Here is a 15,724-nt window from a genome sequence, read left to right as displayed (position 1 = left end):
CCATGGCCGATATCGAAGAACCCGACCTCGGCGACCCATGGGATGCGGATGGGCTCGCACTCGATCGGCTCGACCCGCTGCCGAAGCTGCCCTACCCCTATCCGGATGGTTGGATGCGGCCCATCGAGCTCCGCATCCTCTATACCCTCGCGCGCCGCACGGCGGGGCCCGTGCTGGAGGTCGGTTCCTGGATCGGGCGCTCCAGCAGCGCCATCGCGGCTGGGCTACGCGACGGCGGCCGCCACCCGGCGCCGGTCTTTGACATCGTGGATTTCGGGCCGTGTTCCGCCACCGAATGGCAGGAACGCTTCGGCCAGAAGCTGAACCTCGACAATGCCGGCGGCAGCGTGGCCGCGGCGGTGTTCCATCCCGGCGGGTCGATCGCGGTGCTGATCGAGAATCTGCGTCGCAATGCGCTGCTCGGCCAGGTCAACGGCATCCTGCGTGGCGACCTGCTCACGGCACCGCTGGGGCGCCGCTACGGCATGATATTCTGCGACGCCGTGCACGGTGCGGCCGAGGCGGCGCGCACCATGCCGCGCATCGCCGAGCTCGCGGCCGACCAGGCGCTGCTCATCTTCGACGACGTCAGCACCGAGGCCTTCGCCGACGACATCTGCGCCTATCTCAAACCGGTGCGCCGCTTTCTGCTCGCCGCCGCGAGCGGCCAGGGCAAGCTGCTGGTGGTCGAACACAACGCGACGCGCGTCGGTGGCGCGGCAAAAGCCGAGCTGAAACCCGTGGCCGACCGCATGCTGCCTCGTCGCGCGCCGCCGCCGGAGGCGGCCGCCGAGCGTCGCGCCGCGGCGAGCGCCATCTGGCGGGACGCCCTTGCCGAGCACGGCATCGAACGGGCAGTGATCGTCGCGAGCACCTTCCGCTCGGGCAGCACCTATGTGTCGTCGCTGCTGCGGGAGAACGGCATGCCCGGGCTCGATCTTGAACGTTTCGCCGAAGCCTGGCGCCACATCACCGCCCCGCCCGGCGAGGCCTTCGCCACCTTCCTGCGCGATGTTTTCGCCGGCGCGCAGGACGGATGCTTCGCCAGCAAGGTGATGTGGCCGCATATCGCCCGGCTCGCCGAGGCCACGGGACATGGCCGTGACCAAGCCGCTGCCTTCGCGGCGCTGTTCGGGCCGACGCAATGGGTGCAGGTGCGCCGGGCCGACAAGGTCGACCAGGCCATCTCCTTCTGGCGCGCCAAGAATTCCGGGCGCTGGCATGTTTATGCGCAGGGGGCGGAGCCGGAACTCGACTACGACTTCAAGGCCATCCGCGAGGCCCTGCACGAGATCGAACTCCATGACAGGCTGTGGGACGACTTCTTTGCCTGCGCGGGGATCATGCCGTTCCACGTCACCTATGAGGAAATGGAAGCGGACCCGGCCGCCAGCATGGGCCGTCTGCTCGGCGAGCTTGGCCTGTCGGTCGCGGCACCGGTCCTGCGGGTTTCACTGCGGCGCCAGCGCGACGCCTATTCGGCCACGCTGCGGGAACGGTTCCTGGGCGATTTCTATCGTCTGTAGGACGGTGACGTGGTGCCGCCCCCGGGGCGGTTGGCGGCACCAGGCACGTCCTGCAGGGCAGGCGTAGGTGGGCTGTCCGGGCCAACCCTACAGGTGAATGATGCGGCTCAATCCGGTTGAGCGAGCATGATCACCATCGGGCTGATCCCGGCCTGATGCGACGGGCTCTACCGGGCCTTGATCGGCCGATTGCCGTGGCTGTCCTGCGGCACGCCGCGGCCGAGCGACATGTGGCTATGGACACCAAGCCAGCGCCCGTCCGGCTGCTTCTGCAGCACGATGGTCGCACGGCCGGGGCGGGGAAACTCACTGCCATCGGGGTGAAAGCCGGTGCTGGTCCAGGGCAGGATCGCCACCGCCATCGACCCGTCGCCCGAGGCCAGCACCTCGGTATTCGCGGCATCCAGCGTGAAGTCCTTGGTGCGCGGCCAGACATTCGACCATTGCGTGTCGGTCCAGGCCTGCCGGCTGCGCACCAGCTCCTGGAAGGTGCCGAAAATCACGATGTCGTCGTGCCAGAACGGGTAGGCGGATTTGAAATCCACCTCGCGCACGCAGGCGAAGAAGCGTTCGAGCCAGTCGATGATCTCGGCCTTGGTCGCGGCATCGGCGTCGGGGATCGGCAGGTTGGTCATGCAGGGTTCACCATGTTGCGGCGGAGGCAAGCTCAACGTGGCCCCGCCGGTGTGGTCAATGGGTCTCGGTCAGGCCGGCTGGATGCCGAGCCGTTCGTCGCGCCGGCGCATCAGATGCACGAAGGGCAGGGCGATCAGTACCATCCAGGCCTTGCCGACCACCTGGCCGGCCAGGAAGTCGAGGCTGCCAAAGGCTAGCCACAGGAAAACCAGGCTATCGACCACCAGCCCGACTGCGCCGCTCGCCGCCACCGCCAGCACCAGCCGGCGCTTCTGCAGCGGGGTATAGACGGCGAGGTCGGCGAATTCGCTGAGCAGGAAGGCGGCGGCCGAGGCCAGCACCAGCGAGGGCGGCGCGAGGAAGGCCGACAACGACGCGCCGGCCAGCACCGCCGCGGCGGAGAAGCCGACGCCGAGCCGCCGCTGCACCAGATCCCGCAACACCAGCGCGAGGCCGATCATCAGCACGCCCGAGGGCGCCATCAGCCCCGGCGCGACCGGTACCAGACAGGGCCCATTCGGCACGCAGAAGGTTCCTACATTGCCGATCAGCCAATTGGCGGCGGGGATGCACAGGCCGAAGCCGATCAGGGCGAGCACGCCCTCGGCGCGGGGGGTCAGGGTCATAGTCTCTCCGCCACGAAATCCTGCCAGCCCTTGGCGCGCAACTCGCAGGCCGGGCAGGTGCCGCAGCCGAAGCCCCAGGGATGACGGTTGGTCCGGTCGCCGAGGTAGCAGGAATGGGTGTGCTCGACCACCGCCGCCACCAGACCCGCGCTGCCAAGCTGTTCCGCCAGCCGCCAGGTATCGCCCTTGGACAGCCACATCAGCGGGGTTTCCAGCACGAAGCGGCGCTCCATGCCGAGGTTCAGCGCCACCTGCAGCGCCTTGATGGTGTCGTCGCGGCAGTCGGGGTAGCCGGAATAATCCGTCTCGCACATGCCGCCGACAATGTGCTTGATCCCGCGCCGGTAGGCCAGCGCCGCGGCGAAGGTCAGGAAAACCAGGTTGCGGCCGGGGACGAAGGTGTTGGGCAGGCCCTCGGCGCCCATGCGGATCTCGGCATCGCGGGTGAGGGCGGTGTCGGAGACTTCGCCCAAGGCATCGAGGCGCAACGTGTGGTCCGGCCCCAGCCGCGCTGCCCAACCTGGCTCGATGGCCGGCAGGGCGTCGCGGAAGCCGGCGCGGCAATCGAGTTCCACGCGGTGGCGCTGGCCGTAATCGAACCCGAGCGTCTCGACATGGGCAAAGCGGTCCAGCGCCCAGGCGAGGCAGGTGGCGGAATCCTGCCCGCCGCTGAACAGCACCAGGGCTGCGTCGTCCCTCATTCGGTCTCCTCCAGCCTGATGGCGGCCCAGCGGGCGGCATCGGCCACCACCGGGTCGGCATCCTCGGTCAGCGCCTGCGCGACAGGGCGCAGCGCAGCATCGGCCGAATTGCCGATCGCCACCATCACGTTGCGAACGAAGCGGTCGCGGCCGATGCGCTTGATCGGGCTGCCCGAGAACAGCGCGCGGAAGGCGGCGTCATCCAGCATGGCGAACTCGGCCAGCAGCGGCGCGCGCAGCGCCTCGCGCGGGGCGAAGGCAGGTTCGGCGTGCGCCTGGGCGAATTTGTTCCACGGACACACCGCGAGGCAGTCGTCGCAGCCATAGATGCGGTTGCCCATCAGCGGGCGCAGTTCAACGTCGATCGGCCCGCGATGTTCGATGGTCAGGTAGGAGATGCAGCGCCGCGCGTCGAGTTCATACGGCGCCGGGAAGGCCTTAGTCGGGCAGGCATCCAGGCAGGCGCGGCAGGACCCGCAATGGTCGCGGTCCGGCACACCATCGCCGAGGTCGAGGGTGGTGAAGACCTCGCCCAGGAACAGCCACGATCCGAGCCCGCGCGACACGAGGTTGGTGTGCTTGCCCTGCCAGCCAAGCCCCGCCGCCTGCGCCAACGGCTTCTCCGCGACCGGCGCGGTATCAACAAACACCTTGATCCCCGCTTCCGGCCAGCGCCCCGCCATCCAGCGCCCGAGCGCCTTCAGCCGCTTCTTGAGCACGTCATGGTAGTCGCGGTTGCGGGCATAGACGCTGATCGTCGCACGGTCGCGCCGCGCCAGGGTTTCGAGCGGGTCGGTCTCGGGGCCGTAGTTCAGCCCGAGCACGACGACGGAGACCGCCTCCGGCCACAGCACCCGCGGATGGGCGCGCTGCTCGGCGCGGCTTTCCATCCAGCCCATCGAGCCGTGGCGACCCTCGGCGAGGAAATGCATCAGTCGCGCGCGGACCTCCGGGGCCAGATGCGCGCGGGTGAAGCCCACGGCGTCGAAGCCGAGGGAGAGGGCCTGGTCGCGAATGTCGCTACGGTGGTCCATCATCGAATGCCGGGTTCATAGCGCAATCAGGCCGCCCGGTCTGGCCCCGCCGTGCGTGCTCTGCCAGACTTGTCGCATGCGTGCCCTCAGCCACATCCGCCAGATCGACTACACCGTGATCTTTGCGCGCGATCTTGCCGCCATGCGCCATTTCTACGGGGAGGTGATGGGCTTTTCCCTGGAACGGCAACTCAGCGAGCGCTGGTTCGAATACCGCATCGGCTCCACCCTGCTGGCACTGACGACGCATGGCGGACGATTCGACGATCCGCCGCCGCCCAAGGGTGCCTTGTCCGTCCAACTCGCCTTCCGCGTTCCACCGCCGATGGTCGCCGCCTGCGCGACGGAACTGGAAGTGCAGGGCGTCACGCTGGTCTCGCCACCGACCGACCACGCTTTTGGCCATCGCACGATCTTCTTCCGCGATCCGGACGGCAACGTGATCGAGATCTACGCGGAGATCTGACGCGGCGGGTCAGCCGCGCCCACGATAGGGCTGGACCTCCTGCGCCGGGATCCACACCCGCTCAGGCGCCGCGCCCGACTGCCAGAACACGTCGATCGGAATGCCGCCGCGCGGATACCAATACCCGCCGATGCGCAGCCACACCGGCGCCAGCAACGCCACCAGCCGCTGCGCGATATCCAGCGTGCAGGCCTCGTGGAACGCCCCGTGGTTGCGGAAGGAAGCGAGGTAGTTCTTGAGCGACTTGCTCTCGACGATCCATTCGCCGGGAACGTAGTCGATCACCAGATGCGCGAAATCCGGCTGGCCGGTCAGCGGGCAGAGCGATGTGAATTCGGGCGCGGTGAAGCGCACGCAATAGCGCAGGTCCGGATGCGGTGCGCGCACCTTCTCGAGCACCGCTTCCGCAGGGCTCGCCGGCAGCGCGGTCGGGCGGCCGAGCTGGGTCAGCCCGTGATATTCATGGTCCGGTCCGCCGCTCATGCCGCCTTCTCCTCGTCATCCGCGCGCCATCCGGCCTCGAGCCGCGCGGCGGTTTCCTCAAATGTGCCGGCGATGATGCCCTCGCGCAGGTCACGCATCAGGTCCTGGTAGTACTGGATATTGTGCCAGGTCAGCAGCATTGGCCCGAGCATTTCCCCCGCCTTGAACAGGTGATGCATATAGGCGCGCGAATGCCGCGCGCAGGCCGGGCAGGAACAATCCGGGTCGATCGGGCCAGCATCGTCGGCATGGCGCGCATTGCGCATGTTGAGCACGCCGCGCCGCGTATAGGCTCGCCCGGTGCGGCCCGAGCGCGTCGGCATCACGCAATCGAACATGTCGATGCCGCGCCGCACCGCGCCCACCAGGTCCGACGGCGTGCCAACGCCCATCAGATACCGCGCCCTGTCGGCCGGCAGCAGCGGCACCGTGCTGTCGAGCACGGCGAACATCATCGCCTGCCCTTCGCCCACCGCGAGGCCACCAACCGCATAGCCCTCGAAGCCGATGCCGGTCAGCGCCGCGACGCTCTCCGCGCGCAATTCGGGATAGGTGCTGCCCTGCACGATGCCGAACAACCCATGCCCCGGCCGTGGCACGAAGGCCTCCCGGCATCGCGCCGCCCAGCGCATCGACAGCCGCATGGACTCCGCCGCCTGTGCCTCCGTCGCCGGGAAGGGCGTGCATTCATCGAGGCACATCGTCACATCGGCGCCGAGCAGCCGCTGGATCTCGACGCTGCGCTCCGGCGTCAGCCGGTGCTTCGACCCGTCGATATGGCTCTGGAAGGTGACGCCCTGCTCATCCATCTTGCGCAGGCCGGACAGCGACATGACCTGGAAGCCGCCGGAATCCGTCAGGATCGGCCCATGCCAATCCATCATCCTGTGCAGCCCTCCGAGCCGGTCCACGCGCTCGGCCCCGGGGCGCAGCATCAGGTGATAGGTGTTGCCGAGTACCATACGCGCGCCGGTCGACCGCACCGCATCGGCCGTCATCGCCTTCACCGTGCCGGCGGTGCCGACCGGCATGAAGACCGGCGTCGGTACTTCGCCATGCGCGGTGTGCAACAACCCGGCGCGAGCCGCGCCGTCGGCCGCGTCCCGCGTCCAATGCAGCGTCATGGCGCGCGCTCCAGTAGCGAGGCATCGCCGTAGGAATAGAAGCGATAGCCTTCGGCCACAGCGTGGGCATAGGCGGCCTTCATGCGCTCGGTCCCAGCAAAGGCGCAGACCAGCATGAACAGCGTGCTGCGCGGCAGGTGGAAATTGGTCATCAGCAGATCCGCGCTGCGGAAGCGATGCCCCGGCAGCAGGAAGATGTCGGTCAGGCCGCGGAAGGGCTGGATGCGCCCCGCTTCATCCACCGCGGACTCCAGCAGGCGCAGCGCGGTGGTGCCGATGGCGACGACCCGCCCGCCGGCCTCGCGCGCCGCGTTGATGGTGGCCGCCGCCTCCGGCGAAACCTCGCCCCATTCGGCATGCAGGCGGTGGGCGGCCGGGTCATCACCGCGCATCGGCAAGAAGGTGCCGGCGCCGACATGCAATGTGACGGTCGCCCGCGTCACGCCCCGGTCGGCGATCGCCCACAGCAGCTGTTCGGTGAAATGCAGGCTGGCGGTCGGCGCCGCCACCGCGCCGGGGCGGGCGGCAAAGATCGGCTGGTAGTCGACCGCATCCTCGGGACGCGGGCCGTCGGGTCGGGCGATATAGGGCGGCAGCGGGATCTCGCCGGCGGTCGCCAGGGCGCGCGCCAGCACCGCCGGGTCGCGCCCGAAATCGAGCAGCACCGCGCCGTCCTCCGGCGCGCCGAGCACCGTCGCGGTGCAATCCTCGGCCCCTTCGATCACGATGGTGTCGCCCTCGCGCAGGCGGCGGGCATTGCGCACCAGCGCCTGCCAGACGCCGCCATCCTCGGCGCGGTTCAGCATCACCTCGATCCGCGCCTGGCCGCGCCTGGCGCGCAGTCTGGCGGGAATGACGCGGGTGTCGTTCACCACCATCACATCGCCCGGGCGGAGCAGGTCGGGCAGGGCGCGGATGCCGGCATCGGCCACGCCGTCAGGCCGCACCACCAGCAGGCGCGCGGTATCGCGCGGCCGGGCCGGCGCCTGGGCGATCAGGGCATCGGGCAGGTCGAAGTCGAAATCGGCGGTGCGCAGGGGCGCGCTGGGGGTGGCGGTCACGGGCGGGGCGGTAACCCGCGCGGCCGCCTGACGCAACCGCCGCGCTTCAGTCCCGCCGCCGGCGCATCTGGAAGCTGCGCACGCATTCCGAACTGGTGTAGGTGGCGGTCATGTCGGACCCGGTGGCCTGGCCCTGCAGCCGATTGTTCCCACTGGCCAGATCGAAGCTGCCATTGGCCTGGATCGGGCCGCTGAAGCTGACCCCATAGCGGTTGTCATACGCCCAGGTGATCTGCCCGCCCTGGATCGTGAAGCGGCGGTTGGTGGTCTCCGGGCCGCACGAAGTTCCTCGGCCGCGACGCTGGGTCAGCGTGCCGGTGCCCGACCAGGTGCCGTCGAAGGCCGTGCTGGCCTGGACCGGGATCACCAAGTCAGCCGGGGCGGAAAGGGCGAGGGCGAGAAATAGGGTGGCGTGCATGGCGGCTCCTTACATCAGGGAGAAAATCATCAATCCTATATCGGAACGGATGGATTGCGTATCGAGCTGCGCCAATTGTCACGAAGGTGGGATGGTGCGGACCCGGCGGCTCGGCCAACCTGACCTTCCACGGAGGCCCGCATGCGCTACGCCCTTGCCCTGATCGCCACCTTGCTGGCCATGCCCGCCTCGGCCGAACCCTTCCACTTCGTCGCCTTCGGCGACATGCCCTATTGCACTCCGGGTGCGCCGCAGGACTGCCCGGCCGAGGAAGGCCGTGTCGCGGCGCTGATGCGCGAGATCAACGCGGCACGTCCGGCGTTTTCCATCTTTGTCGGCGACACCAAGGGTGGGTCGGAACTCTGCACCGATGAACGCGTGCTGCGCGCCTTCACCTGGATGACCCTCGCCAATCACCCACTGGTCTATACGCCGGGCGACAATGAATGGACCGATTGCTGGCAGGACCGCGCCGGCCGCTTCGACCCGCTGGAACGCCTGGCATTGATCCGGGCGCGGTTCTTCCGCGACGCGCGCAGCCTGGGCCGGCCCATGCCCGTCACCCGCCAGGCCGATGCCGACCCGACTCACGCCGCCTTCGTCGAGAACGCCCGCTGGGAGCGCGGCGGCGTCGTCTTCGCGACCCTGCATGTGATCGGCAGCAACAACAACCGGCCGACCGACCCGGATGAACGCCCGGCTTCGCGCCCGCCGGAAGGGGCGATGGCCGAATTCGAGGCGCGCGACGCCGCCAACCGCGTCTGGCTGGCCGCCACGTTCGCGGCGGCGCGGCAGGGCAATGCCCGCGCCGTGGTGCTGGCGATGCAAGCCGATATCGACTACCCGGCCCGCTGCGGCCGTGGCCAGACCAGCGGCCTGGTCGCCATGCGCGCCGCATTGGCGAGCGAGGCCGCCGCCTTCGGCCGCCCCGTGCTACTGATCCATGGCGACAGCCACACCTGGTTGCAGGACCGCCCATTCGCCACCGCGACGAATCTCACCCGCATCATGGTTCCTGGTGAACGGGATGTCCGGGCCGTGGTGGTGACGGTGGACCCCGAGGCCGTCGATCCGTGGAGCTTCCGCCTGGTTGGCGCCGCGGACCGCGTGCGCAACGACCCCTGCTGAACGCCGCGTCGGCGCGCCGCGCGGCTCGGCGGGAGGCCGGCCCTCGACGTGGCGGTCCTCGCATGGTCGAGTGCGCGAAGGCCGCGCATGCGCCGCGCGCCGCCGCGCTCACTCGAACCGTGCTGGGAAAGGCCCCGCGTGACACTTGCCGCCACACCGCGTCCCGTGCGCATCGCCGTCGACATCGGCGGCACCTTCACCGATCTGCAGATCCTCGACGCCCGGCACGGCATCGCGCGGGCCTGGAAGACGCCGACCACGCCAGAGGACCCCTCGATCGGCCTGCTGCGCGGGGTGACCGAGGCATCGGAACGCTTCGGCTTCGCCCTGTCCGAGGTCGGGCTGCTGCTGCATGGCACCACCATCGCGACCAATGCGGTGCTCGAACGCAGATTGGCCAAGGGCGTGCTGCTAACCACGGCCGGCTTCGAGGATGTGCTCGAGATCAACCGCCATGTCCGCCGCGACATCTACGGCCTGTCGCCGGACCCGTTCCCGACGCTGATCCCGCGCGACCGGCGCCTCGGCGTGCCGGAACGCCTGCGCGCCGATGGCACGGTCGAGGTAGCGCTGGACGAGGCCGCGATGCCCGCCTTGCTCGACCGCATAGCCACGCTCGGAGCAGAATGCGTCGCGGTGTCGCTGCTGCATGCCTACGCCAATCCGGCGCATGAACAGCGCCTCGCGGCGATGCTGCGCGCCGCGCGGCCGGACTTGCCGGTCTCGCTGTCGTCGGAGATATCGCCGGAGATCCGCGAATACGAACGCACCTCGACCACGGTGCTGAACGCGCTGCTGGTGCCGGTAGTGAAGGCCTATCTCGACCGGCTGGAAGCGCGGCTCGGGGAGGGCGGGTTCCGGCCGCTGGTGTTCCTCGTGCAGTCCAATGGCGGGGTGTGCAGCCTGCGCATGGCCGCCAACCAGCCGGCGCGGCTGCTGCTGTCGGGCCCCTCGGGTGGGGCGCTGGCGGCGGGGCGGCTCGCCGGGTTGCTGGACCGGCCGAACCTCGTCGCGGTCGATATGGGCGGGACGTCCTTCGACGTGTCGGTCGTGCAGGATGGCCGCGTCGCAGTGATCACCCAGGGCGAGATCGACCGCCTGCCGGTGCGCCTGCCGATGGTCGAGATGCGCACCATCGGTGCCGGCGGCGGGTCCATCGCGTCGGTCGATGCCGGAAACCGCCTGACGGTCGGGCCGCGCAGCGCGGGCGCGCGGCCGGGGCCGGTCTCCTATGGCCGCGGCGGCACCGAGCCGACGGTGACAGATGCCAACCTCGCCTTGGGCCGGCTCGATCCGGATTTCTTCCTCGGCGGGATGATGAAGCTCGACATGCCGGGCACGCGGGCGGCGCTGCAATTGCGCGTCGGCACGCCGCTCGGTCTCGGCGTCGAGCAGGCGGCGGAAGGCATCCTGACCGTCACCAACGCGAGCCTGGGTGCTGCGATCCGCCTGTCGCTGTTCGAGAAGGGGCTCGACCCACGGGAATTCTGCCTGCTGTCCTTCGGTGGTGCCGGCGGGCTGCATGCGACCGAGGTGGCGGGCGAACTCGGCATCACCGAGGTCGCCTTTCCTCGCGAGCCCGGCACGCTGTCGGCCTATGGCATCCTGTTCTCCGACCTGACGCAGGACATCGCGCGGTCGCGCCTGGTGCGCGCCGAGCCGGTGAACCTCACCGCCATCACCGAAGCGATCGCCGCCCTGCGGGCGGAGGCCGATGCGCGGCTGGCCGAGGACGGCATCCCGTCCGAGCGCCGGCGCATCACGATCGCCGCCGACATGCGCTACCACGGCCAGGCCTTTGAATTGCTGATTCGCTGGGGCGAGCTCAGCGCGCCGGACGCCGCGGATCTCGCCGCGCTGGTCGAGACCTTCCACGACACCCATCGCCAGCGCTTCTCCTATGCCAATCCGGGCGACCCGGTGGAGATCGTCACGCTGCGCGCCATCGCGACCGGGCTACTGGAGAAACCCGAACTGGGCGACCCGCCACCGGCCGAGCGCCCGGCGCGCAAGGGCACGCGCCGTGTCTTCGAGACCGGTGCCTGGCGCGACATCCCCATCTGGGACCGCGAGGCGATGACCGCGGCCGACACCATCGAAGGCCCGGCCGTGGTGGAGGAAGCCTTCGCCACCCATTGGATCACGCGCGGCTGGACCGCGCGTCTTGGCGCCGCGGGCACGTTGATCGCGCGGAGGGAGACGCCATGACGCTCGGCCCGATCGAAATCGAGGTCATCCGCAATGCTCTGACCGCCGCCGCCGCCGAGATGGACATCACCATCTGGCGCACCAGCCGATCGACCACCGTGCGCGAGTTGCTGGATTACTCGACCGCGGTGTTCGACGCGGCCGGCAACAACGTCGCGCAATCCGCGCGCATCCCGCAGCATCTGAATTCCATGGGCGCGGCGTTGCGCACGCTGCTCGACCGCTTCGTCGATGCGTCGGATTGGGATGAGGGCGATGTCGTCATCACCAACGACCCTTATTGCGGCGGGCAGCACCTGAACGACGTGCTGGCCTTCAAGCCGGTCGACCACCAAGGCCAACGCATCGCCTATGTCGGCACGTTGTGCCACCACATCGACATGGGCGGCATGGCGCCTGGCTCCTACGCCGCGACGGCGACCGAGGTGTTCCAGGAAGGCATCCGCATCCCGCCGCTGAAGCTGATCGAGAAGGGCGTACTGAACAAGGCGCTCTGGGCGATGATCGGCCAGAACGTCCGCAAGCCGGCCCTGATGCTGGGGGATCTGCAGTCGCAGTTGGCGAGCCTCGAGGTCGGCTCGGCGTCGATCCGGAGGCTGACCACGCGCTATGGCGCGGCGGCGCTGATCGAGGCGGCGGGGCGCATCCTCGACATGAGCGAGACGGCGATGCGCGCCGCGATCCGCGACATGCCCGACGGCACCTATGAGTTCGTGGATTTCCTCGACGATGACGGCATCTCGGCCGATCCGGTGCGGCTGCATGTGTCGCTGACGGTCGCGGGAGACGAGATCACCGTCGACCTCTCGGGCTGCGCTGACCAGCAGCGCGGTCCGATCAACTGCACGCCGGCGATGTCCAATTGCGCTGTGTACTACTCGATCATCGCCGCGACCGATGGCGCGATGCCGGCCAATGCCGGCTGCTATCGGCCCATCCGCATCATCCATCGCGAGGGCAGTGTGACGTCATGCCGCGCGCCGGCCTCTGTCGCGCACCGGGTCGCGGTCTCGCACCGGCTGGCCAATGTCATGTTCGGCTGCCTGCACCAGGCACTGCCGGACCGGATGCCCGCGGCCTATTACGGCGGCTCCTATGTCGCGACCTTCCAGACCGAGGGCGAGGACGGATCGCGCGAGGTGCTGGTCGAGATCGAGATCGGCGGCACCGGCGCGAGCCCGGCGAAGGATGGCGTCAACGCCTGGTCCTTCGGTATGCACAACAACTCCAACATCCCGGTCGAGATGATCGAGAGCCAGATGCCGCTGACCATCACCCATTACGGGCTGGTGCCCGGTTCGGGCGGGGCGGGGCAGCATCGCGGCGGGCTCGGGCTGGTGCGCGAATGGCGGGTGGACAGCCCGGCCGGCGTGTTCACCGCGAACATGGACCGCTTCCGCTTCCCGCCCTACGGCCTGGCCGGCGGGCAGCCAGGCAGCCTCGGCCGACTGCTGCGCATCCGCGACGGCGTCGAGACGCCGATCCCGCCGAAGTCGGATGGCGTTCGGCTGCTCAAGGGCGACATCGTGCGGCTGGAGACCTCGGGCGGCGGCGGCTTCGGCGCGCCGGCCGCACGCGACCCGGCGGCGCGGACGCGCGATGCAGAACAGGGCTACGCATGACCGACTTCGACCCCACCGCGCACCACATGGTGCCGCAGCAGCGCTGGTTCGAAAATTTCGTCCTCGGCGAACGCTTCATCCTGCCCAGCCGCACCATGACGGAGGCGATCTTCCTCGCCTTCCAGGCCGCCTCCGGCGACAACCATCCCGTCCATTACGACGTGGAATATTGCCGCGCCCGCGGCATGCCGCACATGCTCGCCCATGGCTTCCAGGTGGTGATCCAGACCGCGGCGGGGGCGGGAATGTTCCCGCACATGGTCGAGGAATCGCTGAAGGGCTTCCTCGAACAATCCAGCCGCTTCCTGCATCCGGTCTTCGTCGGCGACACGCTCTATGCCGCGCTGGAAGTGGATGAGGTGACGCCGCAGCGGTCCACCGGCGTCATCGGCTTGCGCAGCACCGTGCACAACCAGAAGGGCGAATTGGTGATGGATGGCCGCCAGCGCTACCTGCTGCGCCGTCGTCCCGACTGACTTCACGGCGATCCTCCGCCGCGCCACACTCAGCGCAACGGAGGAACGAACCCCATGGCCCGCATTCCCTATGCCGACCCCGCGCAGCCCGATCTGCGCGAGGCCGCTGAGACGATCCGCGCATCGCGCCGGAAGATCGGCCATCTGCACCGCATGCTGCTGCACGCCCCGCCGGTCGCGCAGGGCTGGATCACCATGTTCGACGCGGTGCGCTGGAACTCCACGCTCTCTGGCAAGATCCGCGAGTTGATGATGTGCCGCGTCGCGGCGATCAACGACGCGCCCTATGAGTGGGAGGCCCATGCGCCGATCGCCTTGAAGGAGGGCGCGACCCAGGCGCAGCTCGACGCGCTGCGCGACTGGCACGGCAGCGATGCCTTCGATGCGACGGAACGCGCAGCCCTTGCCTATTGCGACGCGATGACGCGGCACGTGCATGTGCCCGACGATGTGGCCGCGGCGGTGCGCGCCTTGTTCCCCCCGCGCGAGTTGGTGGAACTCACGGTCACCATCGCCGGCTACAACTGCGTCTCCCGGGTGCTGGAGGCGCTGGAGATCAACGGCGCTGACCCTCTACCCGAGGCCTGAGCCCGCCGTCCGACCGCGCGGCGGGGGAGGGCGCGCCCTCCTTGCGTCACGCGTGCCGATGCAGCAGCCGCCCCGCGCATGCCCCGGTGACGCCGGCCCCGTGCACATAGGCCGACTGCCCGTTTACCCAGGTCTCGATGATCCCGTCCGCCGGCTGGATCGGATCGTCCCAGCTAGAGCGGTCCTTCACCGTCGCGGCATCGAGCAGCACGAGATCGGCGAAGGCGCCGGGGCTGATCGTGCCGCGATCGGCGATGCCGAAGACCATCGCGGTGCGGCCGGTCATCTTGTGGATCGCCATCTCCAGATCCATCAACCCGAGCTCACGCACATAGTGGCCGAGCACGCGCGGGAACGTCCCCCACAACCGCGGATGCGGCTTGCTGGCGAGCGGCCCGCCATCGCTGCCGATCATCGAGAGCGGATGCGCCATGATGCGGCGCACATCCTCCTCAGCCATGTTGTGGAAGACGCCGGTCGCCGGCAGCAGCCGGTCGCGCGCCTCGATCAGTGACACACCCCAGTCGCCGGCGATGTCGGCCAGCATGCGCCCGGCCATGGCCGGGTGGGGCAGGGAATTGGTCACCTGCACGGGCACATCCGGCCGCGGGTCGCGCGCGGCGAGCGAGGTCGAGGACGCGGTGTAGGGATAGACATCGAAGGCGACCGGGTAACGGGCCGCGTAGCTCTCGATCAGCGGCAGCGTCTCGCGCGACCGTCCGTGGTTCTCCGGCTGGGCGCATTTGTGATGGCTGATGATGACGGGCGCGCCGACGCTTTCGCCGATGCGCAGCGTCTCCTCGATGCTGTCGAGGACGTGGTTCGCCTCGTCGCGCATATGCGTGACGTAGAGGCCGCGATGCGCGCGCAGCGCCTCGGCCACGGCGATCACCTCATCGGTCGGCGCATGCTTCGATGGCGGGTAGAACAAGCCTGTCGAGAATCCCGCCGCTCCCTCGGCGAGGCTCTCGGCCAGCCAGCCGCGCATGCGTTCCGCCTCGCCGTCCGTCGCGGCACGCTGCGTATCGCCGCCCATCGCGCCGACGCGCAGCGACATGTGGCCGATCAGCGCCAGCGTATTCACCGCCGGCGGTTCGCGCCGCAGATGCTCCGCATACTCGCCGAACGACCCGAAGTGCCACCATTCAGGCGCGCAGATCTGGTCGAGCGGCGCGGGCGGCCGCGTCGGCATCCGCACCGGCGACAGGCTGATGCCACAATTGCCGACGACGACGCTGGTGACGCCCTGCGACAGCTTGCAGCACATGCATTGCGCACCCTGCAGGACAATCTGGTCGTCATGGGTATGCGCGTCGATGAAGCCCGGGGCGAGGACACGGCCACCGGCTGCAACCTCGCGCTGCCCGACCGCGGCGCCCAAATCACCCACGGCCACGATGCGGTCGCCATCGACGCCCACATCGCCGCGAAAGCCGGAGCGGCCGGAACCGTCAATGATCGTCGCGTCGCGGATGACGAGGTCGCAGCGAAGCGCCATGTGCGTGGTCTCCTGTACCGCGCACATCCTGCGTCACCCCGCCCGGCTTGGGAACATGACGCACCTGCCTCGGCAGGCTCCAGGGCACGAGGCCCAGGGGCGTTCAGGCGTCCCAGGCCGCGGGCGGTC

At 69.3% G+C, this 15,724-nt stretch carries 16 protein-coding genes; 7 read left to right on the top strand and 9 right to left on the bottom strand.

Annotated elements, in window-relative coordinates:
• The first annotated feature begins 2 nt into the window (after nt 1–2).
• Nucleotides 3–1,526 carry a Stf0 family sulfotransferase gene (locus tag IEY36_RS03115; RefSeq protein ID WP_188965430.1) on the top strand — a complete coding sequence of 508 codons (1,524 nt, stop codon included), beginning with the start codon at nt 3–5 and terminating at the stop codon, nt 1,524–1,526.
• Between the two features lie 167 nt (nt 1,527–1,693).
• On the opposite strand, the gene IEY36_RS03110 is transcribed toward IEY36_RS03115, so the two are convergent.
• The 4 genes from IEY36_RS03110 to queG all read right to left on the bottom strand — a co-directional run bounded on the left by IEY36_RS03110 (nt 1,694) and on the right by queG (nt 4,526).
• Nucleotides 1,694–2,161: a YybH family protein gene (locus IEY36_RS03110; protein WP_188965429.1), complete on the bottom strand. Its 468-nt coding sequence runs from the start codon at nt 2,159–2,161 to the stop codon at nt 1,694–1,696.
• 69 nt (nt 2,162–2,230) lie between these two features.
• On the bottom strand, nt 2,231–2,788 hold the full coding sequence (locus IEY36_RS03105; protein ID WP_188965428.1) for a VUT family protein: 558 nt from the start codon (nt 2,786–2,788) through the stop codon (nt 2,231–2,233).
• Nucleotides 2,785–3,489 carry a 7-cyano-7-deazaguanine synthase QueC gene (queC, locus tag IEY36_RS03100; RefSeq protein ID WP_188965427.1) on the bottom strand — a complete coding sequence of 235 codons (705 nt, stop codon included), beginning with the start codon at nt 3,487–3,489 and terminating at the stop codon, nt 2,785–2,787. The genes IEY36_RS03105 and queC overlap by 4 nt, the downstream gene beginning before the upstream one ends.
• Complete coding sequence (gene queG / locus IEY36_RS03095) at nt 3,486–4,526, bottom strand: tRNA epoxyqueuosine(34) reductase QueG (protein ID WP_229681060.1); 1,041 nt, start codon at nt 4,524–4,526, stop codon at nt 3,486–3,488. The genes queC and queG overlap by 4 nt, the downstream gene beginning before the upstream one ends.
• Before the next feature lie 73 nt (nt 4,527–4,599).
• On the opposite strand from queG, the gene IEY36_RS03090 reads away from it, so the two are divergent.
• Complete coding sequence (locus tag IEY36_RS03090) at nt 4,600–4,989, top strand: VOC family protein (protein WP_188965426.1); 390 nt, start codon at nt 4,600–4,602, stop codon at nt 4,987–4,989.
• A gap of 9 nt (nt 4,990–4,998) precedes the next feature.
• Here IEY36_RS03090 and queF read toward each other — a convergent pair whose 3' ends face one another.
• From queF to IEY36_RS03070, 4 genes are all read right to left on the bottom strand, one after another.
• A complete protein-coding gene (gene queF, locus IEY36_RS03085; RefSeq protein WP_188965425.1) occupies nt 4,999–5,472 on the bottom strand; it encodes a preQ(1) synthase in 474 nt (157 codons plus the stop codon).
• On the bottom strand, nt 5,469–6,596 hold the full coding sequence (gene tgt / locus IEY36_RS03080) for a tRNA guanosine(34) transglycosylase Tgt (protein WP_188965424.1): 1,128 nt from the start codon (nt 6,594–6,596) through the stop codon (nt 5,469–5,471). The genes queF and tgt overlap by 4 nt, the downstream gene beginning before the upstream one ends.
• Nucleotides 6,593–7,633 (bottom strand): tRNA preQ1(34) S-adenosylmethionine ribosyltransferase-isomerase QueA, encoded by a 1,041-nt coding sequence (queA, locus tag IEY36_RS03075; RefSeq protein WP_188965524.1) that lies wholly within the window; start codon nt 7,631–7,633, stop codon nt 6,593–6,595. Before queA ends, tgt begins: the two co-directional genes overlap by 4 nt.
• Nucleotides 7,634–7,703: 70 nt before the next feature.
• Nucleotides 7,704–8,075: a TorF family putative porin gene (locus IEY36_RS03070; RefSeq protein ID WP_188965423.1), complete on the bottom strand. Its 372-nt coding sequence runs from the start codon at nt 8,073–8,075 to the stop codon at nt 7,704–7,706.
• Between the two features lie 141 nt (nt 8,076–8,216).
• On the opposite strand from IEY36_RS03070, the gene IEY36_RS03065 reads away from it, so the two are divergent.
• From IEY36_RS03065 to IEY36_RS03045, 5 genes are all read left to right on the top strand, one after another.
• Nucleotides 8,217–9,203 (top strand): hypothetical protein, encoded by a 987-nt coding sequence (locus tag IEY36_RS03065; RefSeq protein WP_188965422.1) that lies wholly within the window; start codon nt 8,217–8,219, stop codon nt 9,201–9,203.
• A gap of 138 nt (nt 9,204–9,341) precedes the next feature.
• Nucleotides 9,342–11,411 (top strand): hydantoinase/oxoprolinase family protein, encoded by a 2,070-nt coding sequence (locus tag IEY36_RS03060; RefSeq protein WP_229681059.1) that lies wholly within the window; start codon nt 9,342–9,344, stop codon nt 11,409–11,411.
• Complete coding sequence (locus IEY36_RS03055) at nt 11,408–13,033, top strand: hydantoinase B/oxoprolinase family protein (protein WP_188965420.1); 1,626 nt, start codon at nt 11,408–11,410, stop codon at nt 13,031–13,033. The genes IEY36_RS03060 and IEY36_RS03055 overlap by 4 nt, the downstream gene beginning before the upstream one ends.
• Nucleotides 13,030–13,509 carry a MaoC family dehydratase gene (locus IEY36_RS03050; protein ID WP_188965419.1) on the top strand — a complete coding sequence of 160 codons (480 nt, stop codon included), beginning with the start codon at nt 13,030–13,032 and terminating at the stop codon, nt 13,507–13,509. The genes IEY36_RS03055 and IEY36_RS03050 overlap by 4 nt, the downstream gene beginning before the upstream one ends.
• A gap of 54 nt (nt 13,510–13,563) precedes the next feature.
• Complete coding sequence (locus IEY36_RS03045) at nt 13,564–14,097, top strand: carboxymuconolactone decarboxylase family protein (RefSeq protein ID WP_188965418.1); 534 nt, start codon at nt 13,564–13,566, stop codon at nt 14,095–14,097.
• 46 nt (nt 14,098–14,143) lie between these two features.
• Here the strand turns inward: IEY36_RS03045 and IEY36_RS03040 are convergent, their stop codons facing one another.
• Entirely contained in the window at nt 14,144–15,595 is a 1,452-nt protein-coding gene (locus tag IEY36_RS03040; protein WP_188965417.1) for an N-acyl-D-amino-acid deacylase family protein, read from the bottom strand.
• Between the last annotated feature and the right edge of the window lie 129 nt (nt 15,596–15,724).

The organism is Neoroseomonas lacus (assembly GCF_014644535.1).
Taxonomy (GTDB): domain Bacteria; phylum Pseudomonadota; class Alphaproteobacteria; order Acetobacterales; family Acetobacteraceae; genus Neoroseomonas; species Neoroseomonas lacus.
Note: the sequence above shows the minus strand (reverse complement) of the source record. Positions and strands in the feature narration are given on the sequence as shown.